The 18,476-nt window shown below is 68.0% G+C and carries 20 protein-coding genes; 8 read left to right on the top strand and 12 right to left on the bottom strand.

The features are described 5' to 3' along the window. Positions 1–4: 4 nt before the first annotated feature. Positions 5–403 (bottom strand): YchJ family protein, encoded by a 399-nt coding sequence (locus MTES_RS00340; protein WP_013583161.1) that lies wholly within the window; start codon positions 401–403, stop codon positions 5–7. A 90-nt stretch (positions 404–493) separates the two neighbouring features. On the opposite strand from MTES_RS00340, the gene MTES_RS00345 reads away from it, so the two are divergent. Next, on the top strand, positions 494–1,453 hold the full coding sequence (locus MTES_RS00345; RefSeq protein WP_013583162.1) for a hypothetical protein: 960 nt from the start codon (positions 494–496) through the stop codon (positions 1,451–1,453). A 68-nt stretch (positions 1,454–1,521) separates the two neighbouring features. Then, on the top strand, positions 1,522–2,451 hold the full coding sequence (locus MTES_RS00350; RefSeq protein WP_013583163.1) for a 5'-3' exonuclease: 930 nt from the start codon (positions 1,522–1,524) through the stop codon (positions 2,449–2,451). Between the two features lie 31 nt (positions 2,452–2,482). Here the strand turns inward: MTES_RS00350 and MTES_RS00355 are convergent, their stop codons facing one another. Both MTES_RS00355 and trpD read right to left on the bottom strand, forming a co-directional pair. Then, positions 2,483–3,475 (bottom strand): PHP domain-containing protein, encoded by a 993-nt coding sequence (locus MTES_RS00355; RefSeq protein ID WP_013583164.1) that lies wholly within the window; start codon positions 3,473–3,475, stop codon positions 2,483–2,485. Positions 3,476–3,478: 3 nt separating this feature from the next. After that, positions 3,479–4,540, bottom strand: coding sequence for an anthranilate phosphoribosyltransferase (gene trpD / locus MTES_RS00360; RefSeq protein ID WP_013583165.1), 1,062 nt, complete (start codon positions 4,538–4,540; stop codon positions 3,479–3,481). A 169-nt stretch (positions 4,541–4,709) separates the two neighbouring features. On the opposite strand from trpD, the gene MTES_RS00365 reads away from it, so the two are divergent. The 5 genes from MTES_RS00365 to MTES_RS00385 all read left to right on the top strand — a co-directional run bounded on the left by MTES_RS00365 (position 4,710) and on the right by MTES_RS00385 (position 9,729). After that, positions 4,710–5,345: a cytochrome c oxidase subunit 3 gene (locus MTES_RS00365; protein ID WP_013583166.1), complete on the top strand. Its 636-nt coding sequence runs from the start codon at positions 4,710–4,712 to the stop codon at positions 5,343–5,345. Positions 5,346–5,361: 16 nt separating this feature from the next. Further along, positions 5,362–6,171, top strand: coding sequence for a c-type cytochrome (locus tag MTES_RS00370; RefSeq protein ID WP_013583167.1), 810 nt, complete (start codon positions 5,362–5,364; stop codon positions 6,169–6,171). Between the two features lie 39 nt (positions 6,172–6,210). Beyond that, positions 6,211–7,269 carry a ubiquinol-cytochrome c reductase iron-sulfur subunit gene (locus tag MTES_RS00375; protein WP_013583168.1) on the top strand — a complete coding sequence of 353 codons (1,059 nt, stop codon included), beginning with the start codon at positions 6,211–6,213 and terminating at the stop codon, positions 7,267–7,269. After that, a complete protein-coding gene (locus MTES_RS00380) occupies positions 7,266–9,104 on the top strand; it encodes a cytochrome b (RefSeq protein WP_013583169.1) in 1,839 nt (612 codons plus the stop codon). Before MTES_RS00375 ends, MTES_RS00380 begins: the two co-directional genes overlap by 4 nt. A gap of 214 nt (positions 9,105–9,318) precedes the next feature. Continuing rightward, positions 9,319–9,729, top strand: a complete 411-nt coding sequence (locus tag MTES_RS00385) for a rhodanese-like domain-containing protein (RefSeq protein WP_043361747.1) — start codon at positions 9,319–9,321, stop codon at positions 9,727–9,729. Between the two features lie 61 nt (positions 9,730–9,790). On the opposite strand, the gene MTES_RS00390 is transcribed toward MTES_RS00385, so the two are convergent. The 7 genes from MTES_RS00390 to MTES_RS00420 form a co-directional block, all read right to left on the bottom strand. After that, positions 9,791–10,291, bottom strand: coding sequence for a hypothetical protein (locus tag MTES_RS00390; protein WP_148272776.1), 501 nt, complete (start codon positions 10,289–10,291; stop codon positions 9,791–9,793). A gap of 91 nt (positions 10,292–10,382) precedes the next feature. Continuing rightward, entirely contained in the window at positions 10,383–11,174 is a 792-nt protein-coding gene (locus MTES_RS00395; protein ID WP_013583172.1) for a PP2C family protein-serine/threonine phosphatase, read from the bottom strand. A gap of 4 nt (positions 11,175–11,178) precedes the next feature. Beyond that, a complete protein-coding gene (locus tag MTES_RS00400; protein ID WP_013583173.1) occupies positions 11,179–11,595 on the bottom strand; it encodes a cytochrome c oxidase subunit 4 in 417 nt (138 codons plus the stop codon). Between the two features lie 3 nt (positions 11,596–11,598). Beyond that, complete coding sequence (gene ctaD, locus MTES_RS00405; RefSeq protein WP_043361752.1) at positions 11,599–13,362, bottom strand: cytochrome c oxidase subunit I; 1,764 nt, start codon at positions 13,360–13,362, stop codon at positions 11,599–11,601. Between the two features lie 2 nt (positions 13,363–13,364). After that, positions 13,365–14,246 carry a cytochrome c oxidase subunit II gene (coxB, locus tag MTES_RS00410; protein WP_013583175.1) on the bottom strand — a complete coding sequence of 294 codons (882 nt, stop codon included), beginning with the start codon at positions 14,244–14,246 and terminating at the stop codon, positions 13,365–13,367. Positions 14,247–14,411: 165 nt separating this feature from the next. Beyond that, positions 14,412–14,777 (bottom strand): iron-sulfur cluster insertion protein ErpA, encoded by a 366-nt coding sequence (erpA, locus tag MTES_RS00415; protein WP_013583176.1) that lies wholly within the window; start codon positions 14,775–14,777, stop codon positions 14,412–14,414. Positions 14,778–14,848: 71 nt separating this feature from the next. Further along, on the bottom strand, positions 14,849–16,243 hold the full coding sequence (locus tag MTES_RS00420; RefSeq protein ID WP_013583177.1) for a dipeptidase: 1,395 nt from the start codon (positions 16,241–16,243) through the stop codon (positions 14,849–14,851). A 46-nt stretch (positions 16,244–16,289) separates the two neighbouring features. Here MTES_RS00420 and MTES_RS00425 point away from each other — a divergent pair, with 46 nt between their 5' ends. Next, positions 16,290–16,862 (top strand): DUF3043 domain-containing protein, encoded by a 573-nt coding sequence (locus MTES_RS00425; protein ID WP_013583178.1) that lies wholly within the window; start codon positions 16,290–16,292, stop codon positions 16,860–16,862. 79 nt (positions 16,863–16,941) lie between these two features. Here MTES_RS00425 and MTES_RS00430 read toward each other — a convergent pair whose 3' ends face one another. After that, positions 16,942–17,967, bottom strand: a complete 1,026-nt coding sequence (locus MTES_RS00430; RefSeq protein ID WP_013583179.1) for a quinone-dependent dihydroorotate dehydrogenase — start codon at positions 17,965–17,967, stop codon at positions 16,942–16,944. Positions 17,968–17,977: 10 nt separating this feature from the next. Then, positions 17,978–18,469 (bottom strand): transcriptional regulator NrdR, encoded by a 492-nt coding sequence (gene nrdR, locus MTES_RS00435; RefSeq protein WP_013583180.1) that lies wholly within the window; start codon positions 18,467–18,469, stop codon positions 17,978–17,980. Positions 18,470–18,476: the final 7 nt, after the last annotated feature.

Here is an 18,476-nt window from a genome sequence, read left to right on the forward strand (position 1 = left end):
GGCCTCAGTTCACGTCCCCGTCGAGGTACACCCATCGCCCGGCGCGGCGGACGAACCGGCTGCGCTCCGACAGGACCTCGCGCTCGCCGCCCCGCCGCCACTCCGCGCGGAACGCGACGACGGCCGTGTCGGCTTCTTCCTGCGCGTCGTCGACGGTGAGACCCTCCCACTCGGTGCCGTCGTCGAGATCGAGGTCGTCCGGACGGGTCCGTGGATGCCACGACCGCACGAGATGCGCGAGATCGCCGACGACGTACGCGGTGTACCGGGAGCGCATCAGACGCTCCGCCGACGGCGCCGCCTCGCCGTCGAGGATCGGACCGCAGCAGCGACCGAACTCTCCCCCGCCGCACGGGCAGGGCGAGGTCGACGACGGGCGGACGCGGACCGATCCGAAAGACATCCCGCCACTCTAGGTCGCGCCGCGCGCGGACTTTCCACAGGACGTCGTCCGCGCGGCGCGGCCTTCGTAGCATGGACCCGGGGAGGCGACATGACGAATCAGACACCGCAGGACCGACGCCCGCCGTTCGCGGCGTACGGACCCGCGTCCGCCGGGTACGGCCAGACCGCCACCGTGTCGGCCCCGCCCCCTCCGGGCGCAACGGCGCCGTGGCCGAGCCCGCAGGCGGCGCCCACGCATTCGCCGGGATTCGTCCCGGCCCCCGGCTCCGCGGGTCCGCGACCTCCGCGACGCGGACTCGGCATCGTCGCTCTGGTCATCGCCTGCGCGGGCGCCCTCTTCGCCTTCTCCGCGTCGCCGCTGGTCTGGCTGTTGTTGGTCACCGCCCTCGTGCTCGCGATCGTGCAGGTGGCGCGCCGCGGCAGCGCCCGCGTCCCCGCCGTGGTGGCCATCGTGATCGTCGTTCTCGGCATCATCATCGCGATGGGTGCGGCGATCCTCTCCGGACTGACGTCTTCCGCGTCGACCGCAGACCCCGATCCCGAGACCGACACGTACACACTCGCCCAGAGGTTGTCGGTCGCCCCGGGCCGCGGCTCCCCGTCGGAACTCGCCTGGGGCACCGCGCAGACCATCGTCGACTCCGACTCCGGCGACGACGTCTGGTCGATCCGGGCCCTCGCCCCCGTCGACATCACCGCCGAGGCGGGTTCCGCGAGTCCGGCCCCGTTCTCGGCATCCGGATCTCTCGTCGCGGTGCCCATCGAGTTGACCAACCTCACCGACGAGTCCATCGACCCCGACGGGTGGCAACTCCGCTTCTCGTCGAGCTACCTCTCCCCCGAGGGGAACTACCTGGAAAGCGTTTACGACCCGTCCGTCACCGACGCCTACCCCAGCCGCTACGACATCCCGGGCCCCATCGCACCCGGCGAGACCGTCACGTTCTATCTCGTCGAGGACACGTCGTTCACAGGCGCCGATCGGGGCAGCGTGGAGGTGGGGCTCTACTCCGGCGACATCATCACCTGGAGGACGACCGGCGGCTGAGTGTCCCCGGACCACGGAAGAAGGTCCGGAAGAGGGAGGATGCCGGGCGAGATGACTACCCTGGGCACATGGCATCCCGGCCCGAGAAGCTGCTTCTCCTCGACACCGCGTCCCTCTACTTCCGCGCGTTCTACGGGGTGCCCGACAAGGTGCGCGCCGCCGACGGCACCTCCGTCAACGCGGTCCGGGGCCTTCTCGATATGATCGCCAAGCTCGTCTCGACGTACGGTCCCACCCGGGTGGTGGCGTGTTGGGACGATGACTGGCGGCCGGCGTGGCGCGTCGAACTCCTTCCGAGCTACAAGGCGCACCGCGTCGTCGAGGCGGTCTCGACCGGGCCCGACCGCGAAGAGACCCCCGATCCCCTTCTGGCCCAGATCCCTCTCATCCGCGAGGCCCTGGCCGTGCTCGGGATCCCCGTCGTCGGAGCCGCCGAGCACGAGGCCGACGACGTGATCGGCACTCTCGCGACCGCCGCCGACGTCCCGGTCGACATCGTCACGGGTGACCGCGATCTGTTTCAGCTGATCGACGACGACCACCACGTCCGCATCGTGTACACCGCGCGCGGTATGAGCAACCTGGAACTCGTCGATGACGCGGTGGTGGTGTCGAAGTACGGCATCCACGCCGCGCAGTACGCCGACTTCGCCGTCTTGCGCGGCGATCCCTCGGATGGCCTGCCCGGCGTCGCCGGCATCGGCGAGAAGTCGGCGGCGGCCCTGCTCACCGCGCACGGCGATCTCGACGGCATCCTCACCGCAGCCGAGGCCGGCACCGGCGGCACCCCGGCGCAGCGCGCCAAGATCCTCGCTGCCGCCGACTACCTCGCCGTCGCCCCCACGGTCGTGCGCGTCGTGCGCGACCTCGACCTCGACGTGCCGGACGACGAGTTGCACCCCCTCGACGACCACCGTCTCGCCGCCGCGAACGCCCTCGCCGAGAAATGGAACCTGGGTTCGTCGATGACCCGCGCCCTCGCGGCCCTGCCCCACTGACGGCACGACGCGCCGCGTCACCGCCCGCGGGTCAGCGCGCGCGTTCCAGCCACGATCGCAACCGATCGAGAGTCCAGGTCGTCACGATGCGCTCGTGCGGAACCCCCGCGGCCTCGGCACGGGCCGCGCCGTAGTCGAGCAGCGACAGCTGCCCCGGTGCATGCGCATCCGAGTCGATCGAGAACAAGCACCCCGCCTCCAGCGCGAGCGCGATGAGCTCATCCGGCGGGTCCTGCCGTTCGGGTCGGGAATTGATCTCGACCGCGACCCCCGACGCCGCGCACGCGGCGAACACCGCCCGCGCATCGAACTCCGACGGCGGACGAGTCCCCCGCGCACCCTCGACGAGCCGCCCCGTGACATGACCGAGCACATCCACGCGAGGATCGCTCGCCGCCGCGACGAGGCGACGCGTCATCGGCTCACGATCCATGCGGAGTTTCGAATGGGCGGATGCCACCACCACGTCGAGCTCGCGCAGCAGCGCATCCTCCTGGTCGAGGTCGCCGTCGTCGAGGATGTCGACCTCGATTCCCGACAACAGGGTGAATCCCCCGCCGCTCAGACCCCGGACGACCTCGAGCTGTTCGCGCAGCCGCGCGGGTGACAGCCCGTTCGCCACGGTGAGGCGGGGGGAATGGTCCGTGAGCGCCAGATACTCGTGGCCGAGCGCGCGCCCCGCCTCGACCATCGCCTCGATCGGCGTCACCCCGTCCGACCACTCGCTGTGGCTGTGAAGGTCGCCCCGCAGCGCGGCCCGCAGGGCTTCGCCGCCGGTCGCGCCCTTCGTCTCTCGAAGCGCCGCGAGTCGCTCGGGCACCCCGCCGGCGAGGGCCTGCTGGATCACCGCGAGGGTCGAGTCGCCGATGCCGGGACGCCGCCGAAGGCCGGGATCGCGGAGCTCCGCGTCGCTGAGGCCCTCGATCGCGGCTGCCGCCGTCCGGAACGCCTTGGACTTGTACCGCGACGCCCTCTCGCGTTCGAGCAGGTAGGCGATCTCGTTCAGGGCGTCCAGCGGTCGCATGCGTTACCCCGCGAGCTCCCGCGTGGTCGAGATCCACGCGTCGAGTTTCGCGGACGCCCGACCATCGTCGACCGCGGCGGCCGCGTCGGCCATCGCTTCGGCGAGCCGCTCGAGGATCGGGCGCTGCACCTCCGCGGCATCCTGGAACAAGCGATACGACACCAGTCCGGCCGCGGCGTTCAGCAGCACGATGTCGCGCACCGGCCCCGTCTCACCGGCGAGCGTGCGCCGCACGACCTCGGCGTTGTGGTCAGGGGTCCCGCCGAGCAGGGCGTCGATCTCCACGAGAGGGATGCCGAGATCCCGGGGATCCAGATCGTGCTCGTGGACGTCACCGCGGCTGATCTCCCACAGGCGGCTGTGCCCCGTCGTCGTCAGTTCGTCGAGGCCGTCGTCGCCACGGAACACGAGCGCCGTCGCCCCGCGGGTTCGGAAGACGCCGGTGATGAGGGGGACCCGGTCGAGATGGGCCACGCCCACCGCGTTCGCTTCCGCCCGGGCGGGATTGCACAGCGGACCGAGGAAGTTGAAGACCGTCGGCACGCCGAGCTCCGACCGCGTCGGCCCCGCGTGACGGAAGCCGGGGTGGAAGGCCGCGGCGAAGGCGAACGTGATCCCGGTGCGGTCGAGGGTCTCGGCGACGTGCGCCGGGTCGAGGGTGAGGGCGATCCCGAGGGACGACAGGACGTCCGACGATCCGGATGCCGAGCTCGCGGCCCGGTTGCCGTGCTTGACGACGGGGACTCCGGATGCCGCCGCCACCACGGCCGCCATCGTCGAGACGTTCACCGTGCCGTAGCGGTCACCGCCCGTGCCGACGATGTCGAGGACCTCGGCGCGGACGGGAAGGGGCACGGCGGCCTCGAGGATCGCGTCGCGGAACCCCACGATCTCTTCCACCGTCTCGCCCTTCGCGCGCAGCGCCACGAGGAAGCCGGCGAGCTGCGACGGCGTCGCCTCCCCCGCCATGACGCGTCGCATCGCCCACGTCGATTCCGACACGCTGAGGTCTCGCCCTTCGAGAAGGGAGGTGAGGACATCGGGCCAGGTCAAGCGTTCCGCCATGACACGATCCTTCCACACCGGCATCTCCCGCTCAGCGCCTCGACGGAGCCCGCGAAAGTCCGGCCGTACCGGGGATTCCCCGTGGATTCTTAGGTTTCCCTAAGTCTCGAGCGTGGAATATCTCCAGCTCGAGATGGGAATATCGGCCCGTCGGATCGCGCATAATGGGATGGTGACGACCTCAGCGACGTATTCCCAGGCCGTGCGTGCCGTGAAGCGGCCCGACCCGGTCGCCGTGGGCACCATCGTGTGGCTGGGCAGCGAGGTCATGTTCTTCGCCGGCCTCTTCGCCATCTACTTCACTCTGCGCAGCACCTCCGCGTCCCTCTGGGCGCAGGAGACCGAGCTGCTCAACGTCCCCTTCGCGACCGTCAACACGATCATCCTCGTGCTGTCCTCGGTCACGTGCCAGATGGGCGTGTTCGCTGCCGAGCGGTACCAGCCGTACCGCACCGGTAAGTCGTTCCGCTTCGTCCAGTGGGGAATGGTGGAGTGGTTCTACCTCACGTTCATCCTCGGCGCCGTCTTCGTGTCGGGCCAGGTGTGGGAGTACGCGACGCTGGTTGCCGAAGGCATGCCCATCAGCGCCAACCCCTACGCCTCGGCCTTCTACCTGACCACCGGCTTCCACGCCCTGCACGTGACGGGCGGGCTCATCGCCTTCCTTCTCGTCATCGGCCGTGCCTACGCCGTGAAGAACTTCGGGCGTAAAGAGATGACCACCTCGATCGTCGTGTCGTACTACTGGCACTTCGTCGACGTCGTCTGGATCGCCCTGTTCTTCGTCATCTACTTCCTGAAGTAAGAGAGCTGTACCTGACATGGCACGAGAGAAGAAGCCGCGCCGCGCCTCCGGGCGCCGCAGTCCCCTGGCCGCCGCCGCTCTGATCGGCATCGGCCTCCTGCTCACCGGTGGGGTCTACGCGGGCGCCTCCGCCGCGATGGCCGCGACGGACACGCCCACCAGCAGCGCCTCGTCCGCCACCGCGGTCGAAGAGGGCAAGAAGCTCTTCCAGGCGAACTGCGCCACCTGCCACGGCCTCGACCTCGAGGGCAGCCAGCAGGGCCCGTCGCTGTTCGGCGTCGGCGAGCTGTCGGTCCACTTCCAGGTGTCGACCGGTCGTATGCCGCTGCAGGCGCAGGGTCCGCAGGCCCCGCAGAAGCCGGTGCAGTTCACCGAAGAGCAGATCGACGCGATCGCCGCGTTCGTGCAGTCGTCGGCTCCTGGCCCGACCTACCCGAGCGCCGAGCTCACCGACGGCGAGGGAGACCTGTCGCACGGTGCCGAGTTGTTCCGCATCAACTGCGCCATGTGCCACAACGTCGCCGGCGCCGGCGGTGCGCTCACCGAGGGCAAGTGGGCTCCCGATCTGCACACCGTGACGCCCGTCAACATGTACGCGGCCATGGTCACCGGCCCCCAGAACATGCCGGTCTTCAACGACCTGAACCTCACCCCCGAAGACAAGCGCGACGTCATCTCGTACCTGATGTTCCTTCAGAAGTCCGAGTCCCCCGGCGGGTTCTCGCTCGGTTCGCTCGGTCCGGTTTCCGAGGGTCTGTTCATCTGGATCTTCGGAATCGGGGCGCTCATCGCGCTCACCGTGTGGATCACGGCGAAGTCCAACTGACCGTCGTCATCGACATTACGTAAACGCACGAGGAGCACCATGGCACACGAGGAAGACGCGCTCGAGCACGAGAGGGCTTCATGGAAGCCTTCCGCCGGGCTCGCGGTCGCGATCCCCGACCCCGTGGAGAACCCGGGTCTCCCGGGACACCGCCACCGCATGACCGACCAGGACCCGCAGGCGATGAAGCGGGCCGTTCGCACGGTCTACACCCTGTTCTACTTCTCGGTCGCCGCGAGCATCTGGGCGAGCATCGCCTACATGATCTTCCCGATCGAGTCGGGCGCGCTGATCGACATCCGGTACAACAACCTCTTCATCGGACTCGGCATCGGCTTCGCGCTGCTGGCGATCGGCATCGGCACCATCCACTGGGGCAAGTCGGTCATGTCCGACAAGGAGTACATCGAGGACCGCCACGCGACGCGCGGGCGCGACGACACCCGCGAGGGCGCGGTCAACGTCTTCGTCGAGGCGAACAAGGACTCCGGCTTCGGTCGCCGCGAGATCATCCGCAACTCGCTCTTCGCCGCTCTCGCCGCCTCGATCATTCCGGGCATCACGCTGTTCCGCGGCCTCGCACCCCAGGATGCGGACCCGGTGAAGCTGCTGAGCCACACGATGTGGAAGGAAGGCTCGCGCCTCTCGCACGACCCGTCCGGTCGTCCGATCCGCGCCGCTGACGTCACGCTCGGCTCGGCCTTCCACGTCATTCCGGAAGAGCTCGCCGGACTCGGCCACGACGAGGGTTACCTCGAAGAGAAGGCCAAGGCCATCGTGCTGCTGATGCGTCTGCAGCCCGAGCAGCTGAACCCCGAGACCAACAACATGGACTGGACGTACGACGGCATCGTCGCGTACTCGAAGGTCTGCACGCACGTCGGCTGCCCCGTGGCACTGTACGAGCAGCAGACCCACCACCTCCTGTGCCCTTGCCACCAGTCGCAGTTCGACGTCGCCAACGGTGCGGCCGTCATCTTCGGCCCGGCTGCCCGTCCCCTGCCGCAGCTCCCCATCACCGTCGACGCCGAGGGCTACCTCGTCGCTCAGAGTGACTTCCACGAGCCCGTCGGCCCCAGCTTCTGGGAGCGCAAATGAGCATCGGTACTCATCCCACCGAGAACGTCACGACCGAACCGGCCGTCTCCTCGGGCCCGCAGCCGGCGGGTCGCGACGGCAGGCCCCTCGGAGGCCGCTTCGTCGGCGCCGCGGCCAACTACCTCGACGAGCGCACGAGCATCTCGGGCATCGTCAAGGAGCTGGGTCGCAAGATCTTCCCCGACCACTGGTCGTTCATGCTCGGCGAGATCGCGCTGTGGAGCTTCGTCGTCGTGCTGCTGTCGGGCACGTTCCTGACGTTCTTCTTCCAGGCCTCGATGGTGGAGACGCACTACAACGGTGCGTACGAGCCCATGCGCGGCATCGCGATGTCGGCGGCCATGGAGTCCGCGCTGCACATCTCGTTCGATCTGCGCGGTGGACTGCTGGTTCGCCAGATCCACCACTGGGCAGCTCTGGTGTTCGTCGCCGGCATCGGCGTGCACATGCTGCGCGTCTTCTTCACGGGTGCGTTCCGCAAGCCGCGCGAGCTCAACTGGGTCGTCGGCTTCATCCTCTTCATCCTCGCGATGGCCGAGGGCTTCACCGGCTACTCCCTCCCCGATGACCTCCTTTCCGGCAACGGTCTTCGCATCATCGACGGCATGATCAAGGGTCTGCCGATCATCGGCACGTGGACCTCGTTCCTGCTGTTCGGTGGCGAGTTCCCCGGCACCGCCATCGTCGGCCGCCTCTACACGCTGCACATCCTGCTGCTGCCGGCCATCCTGGTCGCGCTGTTGGCGGTGCACCTGATGCTGATGATCATCAACAAGCACACGCAGTTCGCCGGCCCCGCCCGCTCGAACAGCAACGTCGTGGGCTACCCGATGCTCCCGGTCTACGCGTCCAAGATGGGTGGCTTCTTCTTCATCACGTTCGGTGTGATCGTGTTGATCGCCGCTCTCGTGACGATCAACCCCATTTGGAACTACGGCCCGTACGACCCGTCGCCGGTTTCGGCTGGTACCCAGCCCGACTGGTACATCGGGTTCGCCGATGGCATGCTGCGCCTCATCCCGCCGCACCTCGAGTTCGTCCTGTGGGACCACACCTTCTCATGGAACATCATCATCCCGGTCGGTGTCCTCGGTCTGTTCATCGTCCTCGTGCTGGTCTACCCCTTCATCGAGGCGTGGATCACCGGCGACACCCGCGAGCACCACATCGCCCAGCGTCCCCGCAACGCGGCGACCCGCACCGCGATCGGTGCGGCCGGTGTGACGTTCTACGCGGTCATGTGGGCCGCGGCTTCGTCCGACATCATGGCCACGCACTTCCACCTCACGATGGAAGGTGTGATCCACGCGCTCCAGGCGCTGCTGATCCTCGGCCCGATCCTCGCCTACTTCGTCACCAAGCGGATCTGCATCGCGCTTCAGAAGAAGGACCGCGAGATCGCGCTGCACGGATACGAGTCGGGCCGTATCGTCCGCCTCCCCGGCGGCGAGTACATCGAGGTGCACCAGCCCGTCGACGAGTACGAGCGGTGGAAGCTGGTCGACAACGAGACCTACGAGCCCCTGGTCGTGCGTCCCAACGCGCAGGGACAGATCCCCTGGTACGCGAACTTCCGCGCCGGTGTGTCGCGTTGGTTCTTCGAGGACCGTCTCGCCCCGCTGACGCAGGCCGAAGTCGACGCGGCCGTGGCGCACCAGCACCACGAGCCCGACCACATCGACCACGAGGAGACCGACGAGATCGCCGGCGCGAACGCTCGCGCAGACGAGGACGGTCGTCCGCACATGGCGATCGGCGAACGGGCAGAAGTCGAGTTCCCCGCCCCGAAGGGTCTCGAGGAGAAGAATCGTCCTCAGGGCGACAAGAGCGAGTGATCGCCAGACGAAACCCCGGTGCTTCGGCACCGGGGTTTCGTCGTTCCGAGGGCCTCCAGGCGCTCACCGGCGCGATGCCGCGGGCGAGTGAGTCTCCCCCACCAGTCCCATCCGCATCGCGTCGGCACCAGGGGCTGTCGCATTGGCAGGATGCCACTGGTGTGTGGCATCCGTCCCCTCCCCCGCTGCGCCCTGGGCGTCGTACCGTGAGCGGATGACCAGCACTCAGGAGTACTTCGCCGCCCGGCTCGCTGCGGAAAGCGACCCGTCCGACGTCTACGCCGCACAGAAGGCCGGCGACCGCTTCGTGCTCGTCGACGTCCGTGGCGACGACGCCTGGCGACAGGGCCGCGTGAGCGGCGCCGTCCACATCCCGTACCGCGAGATCGCCGCACGCGCGCCCGTGGAAATCCCGATCGACACTCCGGTCGTCGTGTACTGCTGGAGCCCCGGCTGCAACGCCGGCCAGAAGGGCGCTCTCGCGTTCGCTTCACTCGGCTACAGCGTGCGAGAGATGATCGGCGGCTACGAGTACTGGGTTCGCGAAGGCCAACCCTTCGAGAACGACGAGGGCCCCTGCGATCGGGTGTTCGACGCCACGGTGATGGTGGTGCGCCCGCGCTGAGCACGACGAGTGTGGGTCGTGCGCGAGGCCGACGAACGCGGCGCACGGGGGTGCGCGCCGGTTATCGAGCGGGCTCCCCTTCGGCGTCGGGACCAGGCCGTTCGAGGACACGGTCCCGGAAGCTCGACAAGTCTTCGAAGCTCGATCCCAGCACGTGCGCGAGTTCTGCCGACGTTCTCACCCAGACGGCGTCATCGGGATCCGGAAGCTCCTCCCGCGCGTGGGTGTCGCCTGGGACGATGTACATGGGGCTGCCCTGGGGATTGACGACCATCATCTTCCCGGCCACGCACAGACGGAAGATGAACTCCGCCTCTTCCGGCCCCAGCGTCGCGTGATCGATCCTCCCCGTTACGGGCCCTTCCTGAGACAGATCGTCGAGCTGAAGATCTGTCGAGCGTCCGTCGAACGCGAGGGGAGCGCTGTCCGACCTGCGGCTGAGCTCTCCGGAATCGTCCGGGAGATCCAGCCCCGCTCGGGAAAGGAAGTCGGCGAGTCCGACACGGTCGGCATCCAGGAGGTCACCGTCTCGGACACGCACGAACATCAAGGAGAAACCCACACGCGAAGAGTACCGCCGCGCGCCGCCCAGCGGCCCGGCAACAGGGCACGGGCGCATCTCGCACGCCAAGACGAGCGGGGAGATCGCCGGATCAGGCCGTCTCGACGTCCTCGGCGAACCATCGTGCCGCAGATCCCGAGAACACGGGCTCCCCGGCGACCGGTTGATCGTCATCGACGACGTCGCAGACGACGACCGTCACGTTGTCGCGCGTGCCCGCCTCGAGCGCGAGCGCGACCGCGGATGCCGCCGCGGAACGCGGGTCATCCGCTTCGGCGATGAGACGAGCCACGTCCGCCTCGGGCACGTAGTCGGTCAACCCGTCGCTGCAGAGAACCCAGCGATCACCCACGACGGGAGGACGCTCGGCGACCGAGACGACGTCGCCCTCAGCACCCCCGAGCGACGCGGTGATGATGTTGCGACGCGGGTGGGCTGCGGCCGCCTCCGGCGGGATGATGCCGTGATCGACGAGCGCTTGCACGTACGAGTCGTCCCGGGTTTCGCGAGTGAACTCGCCCCCGCGCAGCAGATACGCGCGCGAGTCGCCGGTGTGCGCGAGAAGCAGCTGACCATCAGCCCCGAGGAACAGGCCCGTGAAGGTCGTCGCCATGCCCCGAAGAGCGGGGTCTCGCTCGACGTGGGCGCGGATGTCCCAGTTCGCCTCGCGAATCCGGACGAGAAGACCGTCCGCGTCGATCGCACTCCCCCGCGTCGCCACCAGGCGATGGATGAGCGCCGCCGAGGCGAGGTCGCCGGACGGACCGCCACCGACGCCGTCTGCCACCGCCGCACCCCAGGACGCCACGAACGCGGCGTCCTGGTTGGTGGGACGATGGGCGCCGGCGTCTGAGACGGCGGCCGTATTCAGCCGAAGGGGCACAGGATCAGCGGGCGAAGTACCCGCGGTAGTACTCGTACACCCAGCCGACGATCGCGACCACGAAGACCATGAATCCGATGGGAACCATCCAGCTGCCCACCGCGAGACCGATCACGGCGATCGCCGCGGACGCAGCGAGCACGATGGGCCACCAGGACCAGGGGCTGAACTCACCCATCTCCGGGTCGCCGTCATCGATGTCGGCGGTCAGCGTGTCTTCGGGAAGCTCGCCGTTCTGCGCCTTGAGCACACGGCCCACGTAGAAGGCGATCATCGACGACATGAGGCCGAGGAAGACCAGTGCAACTGTTCCGACCCACTCGACACCACCGTGCTGGATGAGGCTCCAGACCGTGTAGACCGCCGCGATGAAGAATCCGAAGCCCGCGAGGAGCCACCAGAGTCCGACATTGGTACGCATCGTTTACTTGACCTCTCCAGCCGCCGCGTCGACGACGGGCGTGTCGGGGGCGTCCTTGGCCGGGCCCACGCCGACCGGGATACCGGCCTCGGGGTGGTTCAGGTCGAAGGCGGGGCGCTCGCTACGGATACGCGGAATCGAGGTGAAGTTGTGGCGCGGCGGCGGGCACGAGGTGGCCCACTCGAGCGATGCTCCGTAACCCCACGGGTCGTCGACCGTGACACGCGGCGCCTTGCGGGCGGTGATCCACACATTCAGCAGGAACGGGATCATCGAGGCGCCGAGGATCATCGAGCCGATCGTGGAGAGCTGGTTCTCCCAGGTCCATCCGTCGGCTGCGGCGTAGTCCGCGTAACGACGCACCATGCCGTCGACGCCCAGCCAGTGCTGGATGAGGAACGTCATGTGGAAGCCGATGAACAGCATCCAGAAGTGAACCATGCCGAGACGCTCGTTGAGCATCTTGCCCGTCCACTTCGGCCACCAGAAGTAGAAGCCGGCGAACATCGCGAACACGACCGTGCCGAAGACGACGTAGTGGAAGTGCGCCACGACGAAGTACGAGTCGGACAGGTGGAAGTCCAGCGGGGGCGATGCGAGGATGACGCCGGTCAGACCGCCGAAGACGAACGACACGAGGAAGCCCAGGGCGAAGACCATCGGCGTCTCGAACGTGACCGATCCTCGCCAGAGCGTTCCGATCCAGTTGAAGATCTTCACGCCGGTGGGCACCGCGATGAGCATGGTCATGAGGGCGAAGAACGGCAGGAGCACGCCACCCGTCACGTACATGTGGTGCGCCCACACGGCGACCGACAGGGCGGCGATCGCGATGGTGGCGTAGACGAGCGTCTTGTACCCGAAGATCGGCTTGCGGCTGAACACCGGGAAGATCTCCGACACGATGCCGAAGAACGGCAGCGCGATGATGTACACCTCGGGGTGGCCGAAGAACCAGAAGAGGTGCTGCCAGAGGAGAACACCGCCGTTCTCGGGGCTGTAGATGTGGGCGCCGAGCACGCGATCCGCGGCGGCGGCGAAGATCGCCGCGGCGAGAACGGGGAACGCGAGCAGGATCAGGATGCTCGTGATGAGCGTGTTCCACGAGAAGATCGGCATGCGCCACATGGTCATACCGGGGGCGCGCATGGTCAGGATCGTCGTGATGAAGTTCACCGCACCGAGGATCGTCCCGAAGCCGCTGATGCCGAGTCCCAGCATCCAGAGGTTCCCGCCGACACCCGGAGAGAAACTCGCGTTGGCCAGTGGCTGATAGGCGAACCATCCGAAGCCCGCCGCACCCTGCGGGGTGAGGAAGCCGGAGACGGCGATCGTCGAGCCGAAGAGGAACAGCCAGAAGGCGAACGCGTTCAGACGGGGGAACGCGACGTCGGGAGCACCGATCTGCAGCGGCAGCAGCGCGTTGGCGAAGCCGGCGAACAGCGGGGTCGCGAACATGAGCAGCATGATCGTGCCGTGCATGGTGAAGAGCTGGTTGTACTGCTCTTTGGTGGGGATGATCTGCATGCCGGGCTCGAAGAGCTCCGCGCGGATGATCAGCGCCATCACGCCACCGAGCATGAAGAAGATCACCGAGGCGATCAGGTACATGTACCCGATGGTCTTGTGGTCGGTGGAGGTGATCCACTTGACGACCAGGTTGCCCTTCTGCTCGACACGCGAGGTGCTGAGCAGAGCGGCTTGACGCGGAGGGAGAGTCGTCGGGCGAGAAGTGCCCTTCTCCTGAAGCGGAAGCGTCGTGGCCATGATCACTTGTTCCCTTCGGCGCCAGCCGTTGTGAGGTTCTGCAGACGCGACAGATCACTGATGTCGCCGACGTCACCGGCGTCACGGAGCGACTTGAGGTAGTTCTCGTACTCGGCGTCGCTCACGACCTTGACGTTGAAGAGCATGGCGGAGTGGTACTCACCGCACAGCTCGGCGCACTTGCCTTCGTACGTGCCCTCACGGGTCGGGGTGAACGACCACTCGTTGTCACGACCGATGTACATGTCCTTCTTGTACAGGAAGTCGATGATCCAGAACGAGTGGATGACGTCGCGCGAGCGGAGGTCGATCTTGACCGACTTGTTGACCGGCAGGTAGAGGGTCGGCACGTCTTCGAGGTCGTAACCGTCGGCCGTCGCCTTGGCCTGGACACCCATCGAGTACACGGCGTCGGAGTTGTCTTCCTTCGTGCCGTTGTACTGGAAGTCCCACGCCCACTGCTTGCCGTACGCGGTGATGGACACGTCGGGGTTGTCGTACTGCGTCTCGAGCGTGTTCTGGTCGCGCGCCGTGAAGGCGAAGAAGCCGATGACCAGGATCAGCGGGACGATCGTGTAGAAGATCTCGACCGGCATGTTGTAGCGCAACTGCACCGGGAGACCCGACTGGCCCTTGCGACGACGGTAGGCGATGACCGCCCACAGCATGAGGCCCCACGTGATGACACCCACGGCCAGCAGCACGATCCAGGAGTTGACCCAGAGACCGGCGACCATGTCGGTGTGGTTGGTGGCGGGCGTGCCGTCATCGACGAAGCCGGGCAGGAAGCCGTGCAGCTGGGTCGTGGTGCAGCCGGAGAGGAGCGCGACGGACGCGATCCCGACGGGGAGCGCAGCCCAGCGGAGGCGACGTTTGGAGGGCACAGTGCACCTTTCCGGGTCGTGGATGAAGCTTTGACAGTCTACGGCAACCTCTCACCGTTCTCAGGCCATTCGTCCAGTGCCGAGACATCGAAAACCCCCGGATTCCACGGTGTGATCCGTGGTTCCGAGGGTTCTCGAAGGCGGTTGCCGGACGGCGCGCCGAGCTCAGTGGAAGCTGTCGCCGCAGGCGCAGGAACCCTGCGCGTTGGGGTTGTCGATCGTGAAGCCCTGCTCCGAGATCGTGTCCTTGAAGTCGATGCTCGCACCGTCGAGGTACGGCACGCTCATGTCGTCGACGATGACCTCGACGCCGTCGAAGTCGACGACCTTGTCACCGTCGAGATAGCGCTCGTCGAAGTAGAGCTGGTAGATGAGGCCGGAGCAGCCGCCCGGCTGTACGGCCACGCGGAGGCGCAGGTCGTCGCGCCCTTCCTGCGACAGCAGGCTCTTGACCTTGTCGGAGGCGGCCGCGGTCAGGCCCACGCCGTGCTCGCGGGTGTCGGCGGCGGACGACAGTGTGGTGTCGGTCATGGCGATGCCCTTCGGTTGATCGGTCGCGGGGACGGAACGATTCTACGCCCGTCCCGGCCCCGCGGCCTCGGTCAGACGGTGCGCGCGTTCAGGCGCGCCAGCAGGAGCGCCTCCGACACCACCGCGTTGCGGAACGTGTCGAGGTGCAGCGACTCGTTCGGGCTGTGCGCACGGGCGTGGGGGTCCTCGACGCCGGTCACCAGGATCTGCGCGCCCGGGAACTCCCGGACGAGATCCGCGATGAACGGGATCGACCCGCCGACCCCGACGTCCACCGACGGGACGCCGTAGCCCTCGGCGAACGAAGCGCGCGCATCCTCGACGGCCCATCCGCTCGTGTCGACGAGGAACGCGTCCCCGCAGTCGACGTCGCTGAACTCGAGGTGGGCACCGAACGGCGCGTGAGCGCGCAGGTGCGCCTCGATCGCGGCGTAGGCGTCCTCGGCGCGCTGCCCCGGCGCCACACGGGCGCTGATGACCACGCTCGTCTGCGGGGAGAGCGTGTTGGATGCCGAGGCGACGGGGGTGGCATCCCATCCGGTGATCGTCACCGACGGCTTGTTCCAGATGCGGCTGAGGATCGAGTCGCGACCGATGGGGCTGACGCCCTCGAGCAGACCGGACTCCGCACGGAGGGTCGACTCGTCGTACTCGGGGGTCTCCGCGTCGCGGACGTGCAGCCCTTCGACGGCGACGGCACCGTCGTCGTCCCACAGCGTCGACAGGAGCTTCACGGTGGCGAGCATGGCATCCGGTACTGCTCCCCCGAGCATGCCCGAGTGGGATGCGTGCTCGAGGGTCCGCACCGTCAGGGTGAACCGGGCGTTGCCCCGGAGCGACACCGTGAGGCCGGGTGTGCGATCGTCCCAGTTGCCGGAGTCGGCGACGACGATCACGTCGGAGCGGAGCGCGTCGGCGTTGTCCGCGAGGAACTGCGCGAACGAGCGGGAACCGTATTCCTCCTCGCCCTCGATGAACACGGCGAGACCGAGATCGAGGTCGTCGCCGACGACCTCGGCCAGGGCACGGATGGCCGCGACGTGTGCCATGACGCCGGCCTTGTCGTCGGCGGCGCCGCGCCCGTACAGGCGACCGTCGCGGACCGTCGGCTCGAACGGCGGCGAGTCCCACAGCTTCTCATCGCCGGGAGGCTGCACGTCGTGGTGCGCGTAGAGCAGCACCGTGGGGCGACCGTTCTTCGGCGCGCGAGAGGCGAGCACCGCCGGCTGGCCGAGCTTGTCGGTGCCGGGGATCGCGGCGCGCTTCACCTCGACGCGATCGAACATCCCGGTCCCGCGGAACAGGTCGGCCACGGCATCCGCACTCCTCACCAGAGCGGACTGATCGAAGGCGGGCCAGGCGATCGAGGGGATGCGCACGAGGGCGCCCAGATCGGCGAGGGCGGAAGGGATGCCGGCGGCCGCGGCGTCGCGCACGGCATTCTGCAAGGACACGTCGGGGGTCATGCGGGTAATCTTAAATCTCCCGATCAGCGAGCTCTCGAGGTTTTCCGTGGCAAAGTCCCCCGCCCCCGCCCCCAACGACACCCCCGTCGACCCGACGGAGACCGGTTCGGGCAAGGGGCGCGCGACGCCCTCGCGGGCCGAGCAGGAAGCCGCCCGCAAGCGCCCGCTCGTGCCGGACACCAAAGAGGCCAAGGCCCGCGCCCGCGCCGAACTGGCGGCCCAGCGCGAGAAGGCCCGCGTCGGGATGGCCGCCGGTGAGGAGCGCTACCTCCCCGTCCGCGACAAGGGACCCCAGCGCCGCTTCGCCCGTGACTTCGTGGATGCCGGCTGGCACCTCGGCGAGGGCGTCATGCCGTTCATGCTCATCGTGATCCTGCTGACGGTGCTCCCGGTGCAGTTCTTCCAGTACTGGGCGTTCGTGGCCCTCTGGATCTTCATCCTCTTCGTCATCGGCGACATGATCATCACCTCGATCCGCGTGAAGCGCGCCGCGAAGGACAAGTTCGGCGAGAGCAAGCTCGAGAAGGGACTCGGCTGGTACGCCGCGATGCGCACCGTGCAGATGCGCTTCATGCGCCTGCCGAAGGCACAGGTCAAGCGCGGTCAGTACCCGGTCTGATCCCGGAAGCTCTCACGAAGCGGCGTGCCCTCGGGCGCGCCGCTTCGTCGTTGCGTCGGGCCTGAGCGCCGAACCCGGCTCACCGAGAGCGCGCGAGCCCGCGGTTGATCTGCCGCGCCCAGAGCGGTCCCCGGTACAGGAAACCGGTGTAGCCCTGCACGAGGTTCGCGCCGGCGGCGAGGCGCTCGCGCACGTCATCGGCGGTCTCGACTCCCCCGGCGGAGATCACGACGAACTCCGCCGGAACGACCGCACGCACCAGCCGCAGCACCTCCGCCGCCCGGCGCTTCAGCGGCGCGCCCGACAGACCTCCCGCTCCGGCTGCCTCGACCTTCGCGGCATCCGTGGAGAGCCCCGTCCGCGCGATCGTCGTGTTCGTGGCGATGAGGCCGGCGAGACCGGCGTCGACCGCGAGACGCGCGATGTCGTGGACCTCGTCGTCATCGAGATCGGGAGCGATCTTGACGAGGAGGGGCGTCGAGCCCGCGGCATCCTGAACCGCCGTCAGAAGGGGACGGAGCGTCTCGACGGCCTGGAGTCCACGCAGGCCCGGGGTGTTGGGCGACGAGACGTTGACGACGAGATAATCGGCGAGCGGCGCGAGGAGGCGCGCGCTGCGCACGTAATCGGTGGTGGCGTCGTCGACGGCGACCACACGACTCTTTCCGATGTTGACCCCGATCACGGGACGACGGCGCGACCGGCGAAGTCGGCGGAGCTTCGCGGCAGCCGCGGTGGCTCCGTCGTTGTTGAAGCCCATGCGGTTGATGACGGCGCGATCGGCCACGAGGCGGAACAGGCGCGGCTTCGGGTTGCCGGGCTGAGCGAGAGCCGTGACGGTCCCCACCTCGACATGGCCGAACCCGAGAGCGCCGAGTCCGCGGACCATCGTGACGTTCTTGTCGAACCCGGCGGCGACGCCGAACGGCGAGTCGAAGCGCAGTCCGAGGGCGCTCACGGCCTGATCGGGCGCGGGCGCGGTAAAACGACGGACCACGGATGCCACGGGCTCGACGCCCGCGACACGGATGACGAGCGCACCGAGGTGGTGGGCGAACTCGGGGTCGAGACGCGTGAGGACCGTGCGGAAGAGAAGGGGATACATCCCCGCCAGGCTACTGGACGTCGTCCCCCGCACCGCTCGCGGGCAGCGGCCGGTGCGCGTGGTCGGCCCGGAGCTGCGCGATCGCGGTGTCGAAGTCGTCGAGCGACTCGAACGCCTGGTAGACGCTCGCGAAACGGAGGTACGCCACCTCGTCGAGCTCGCGCAGGGGCCCGAGGATCGACAGACCGATCTCGTTCGCATCGATCTGCGACGACCCGGTCTGGCGGATCGCCTCTTCGACCTGCTGCGCGAGCATCGCGAGATCGGCGTCGGTGACGGGCCTGCCCTGACAGGCCTTGCGGACGCCCGACATCACCTTCTCGCGGCTGAACGGCTCGACGACACCCGACCGCTTGATGACGTTCAGGCTCGCGGTCTCGACGGTCGAGAACCGTCCACCGCACTTCGGGCACTGACGACGTCGACGGATGCTGAGGCCGTCGTCGCTCGTGCGCGAGTCGATCACTCGGGAATCGGGATTGCGGCAGAAAGGACAGTGCATGTGCTCG

The organism is Microbacterium testaceum StLB037 (genome assembly GCF_000202635.1).
Classification (GTDB): domain Bacteria; phylum Actinomycetota; class Actinomycetes; order Actinomycetales; family Microbacteriaceae; genus Microbacterium; species Microbacterium testaceum_F.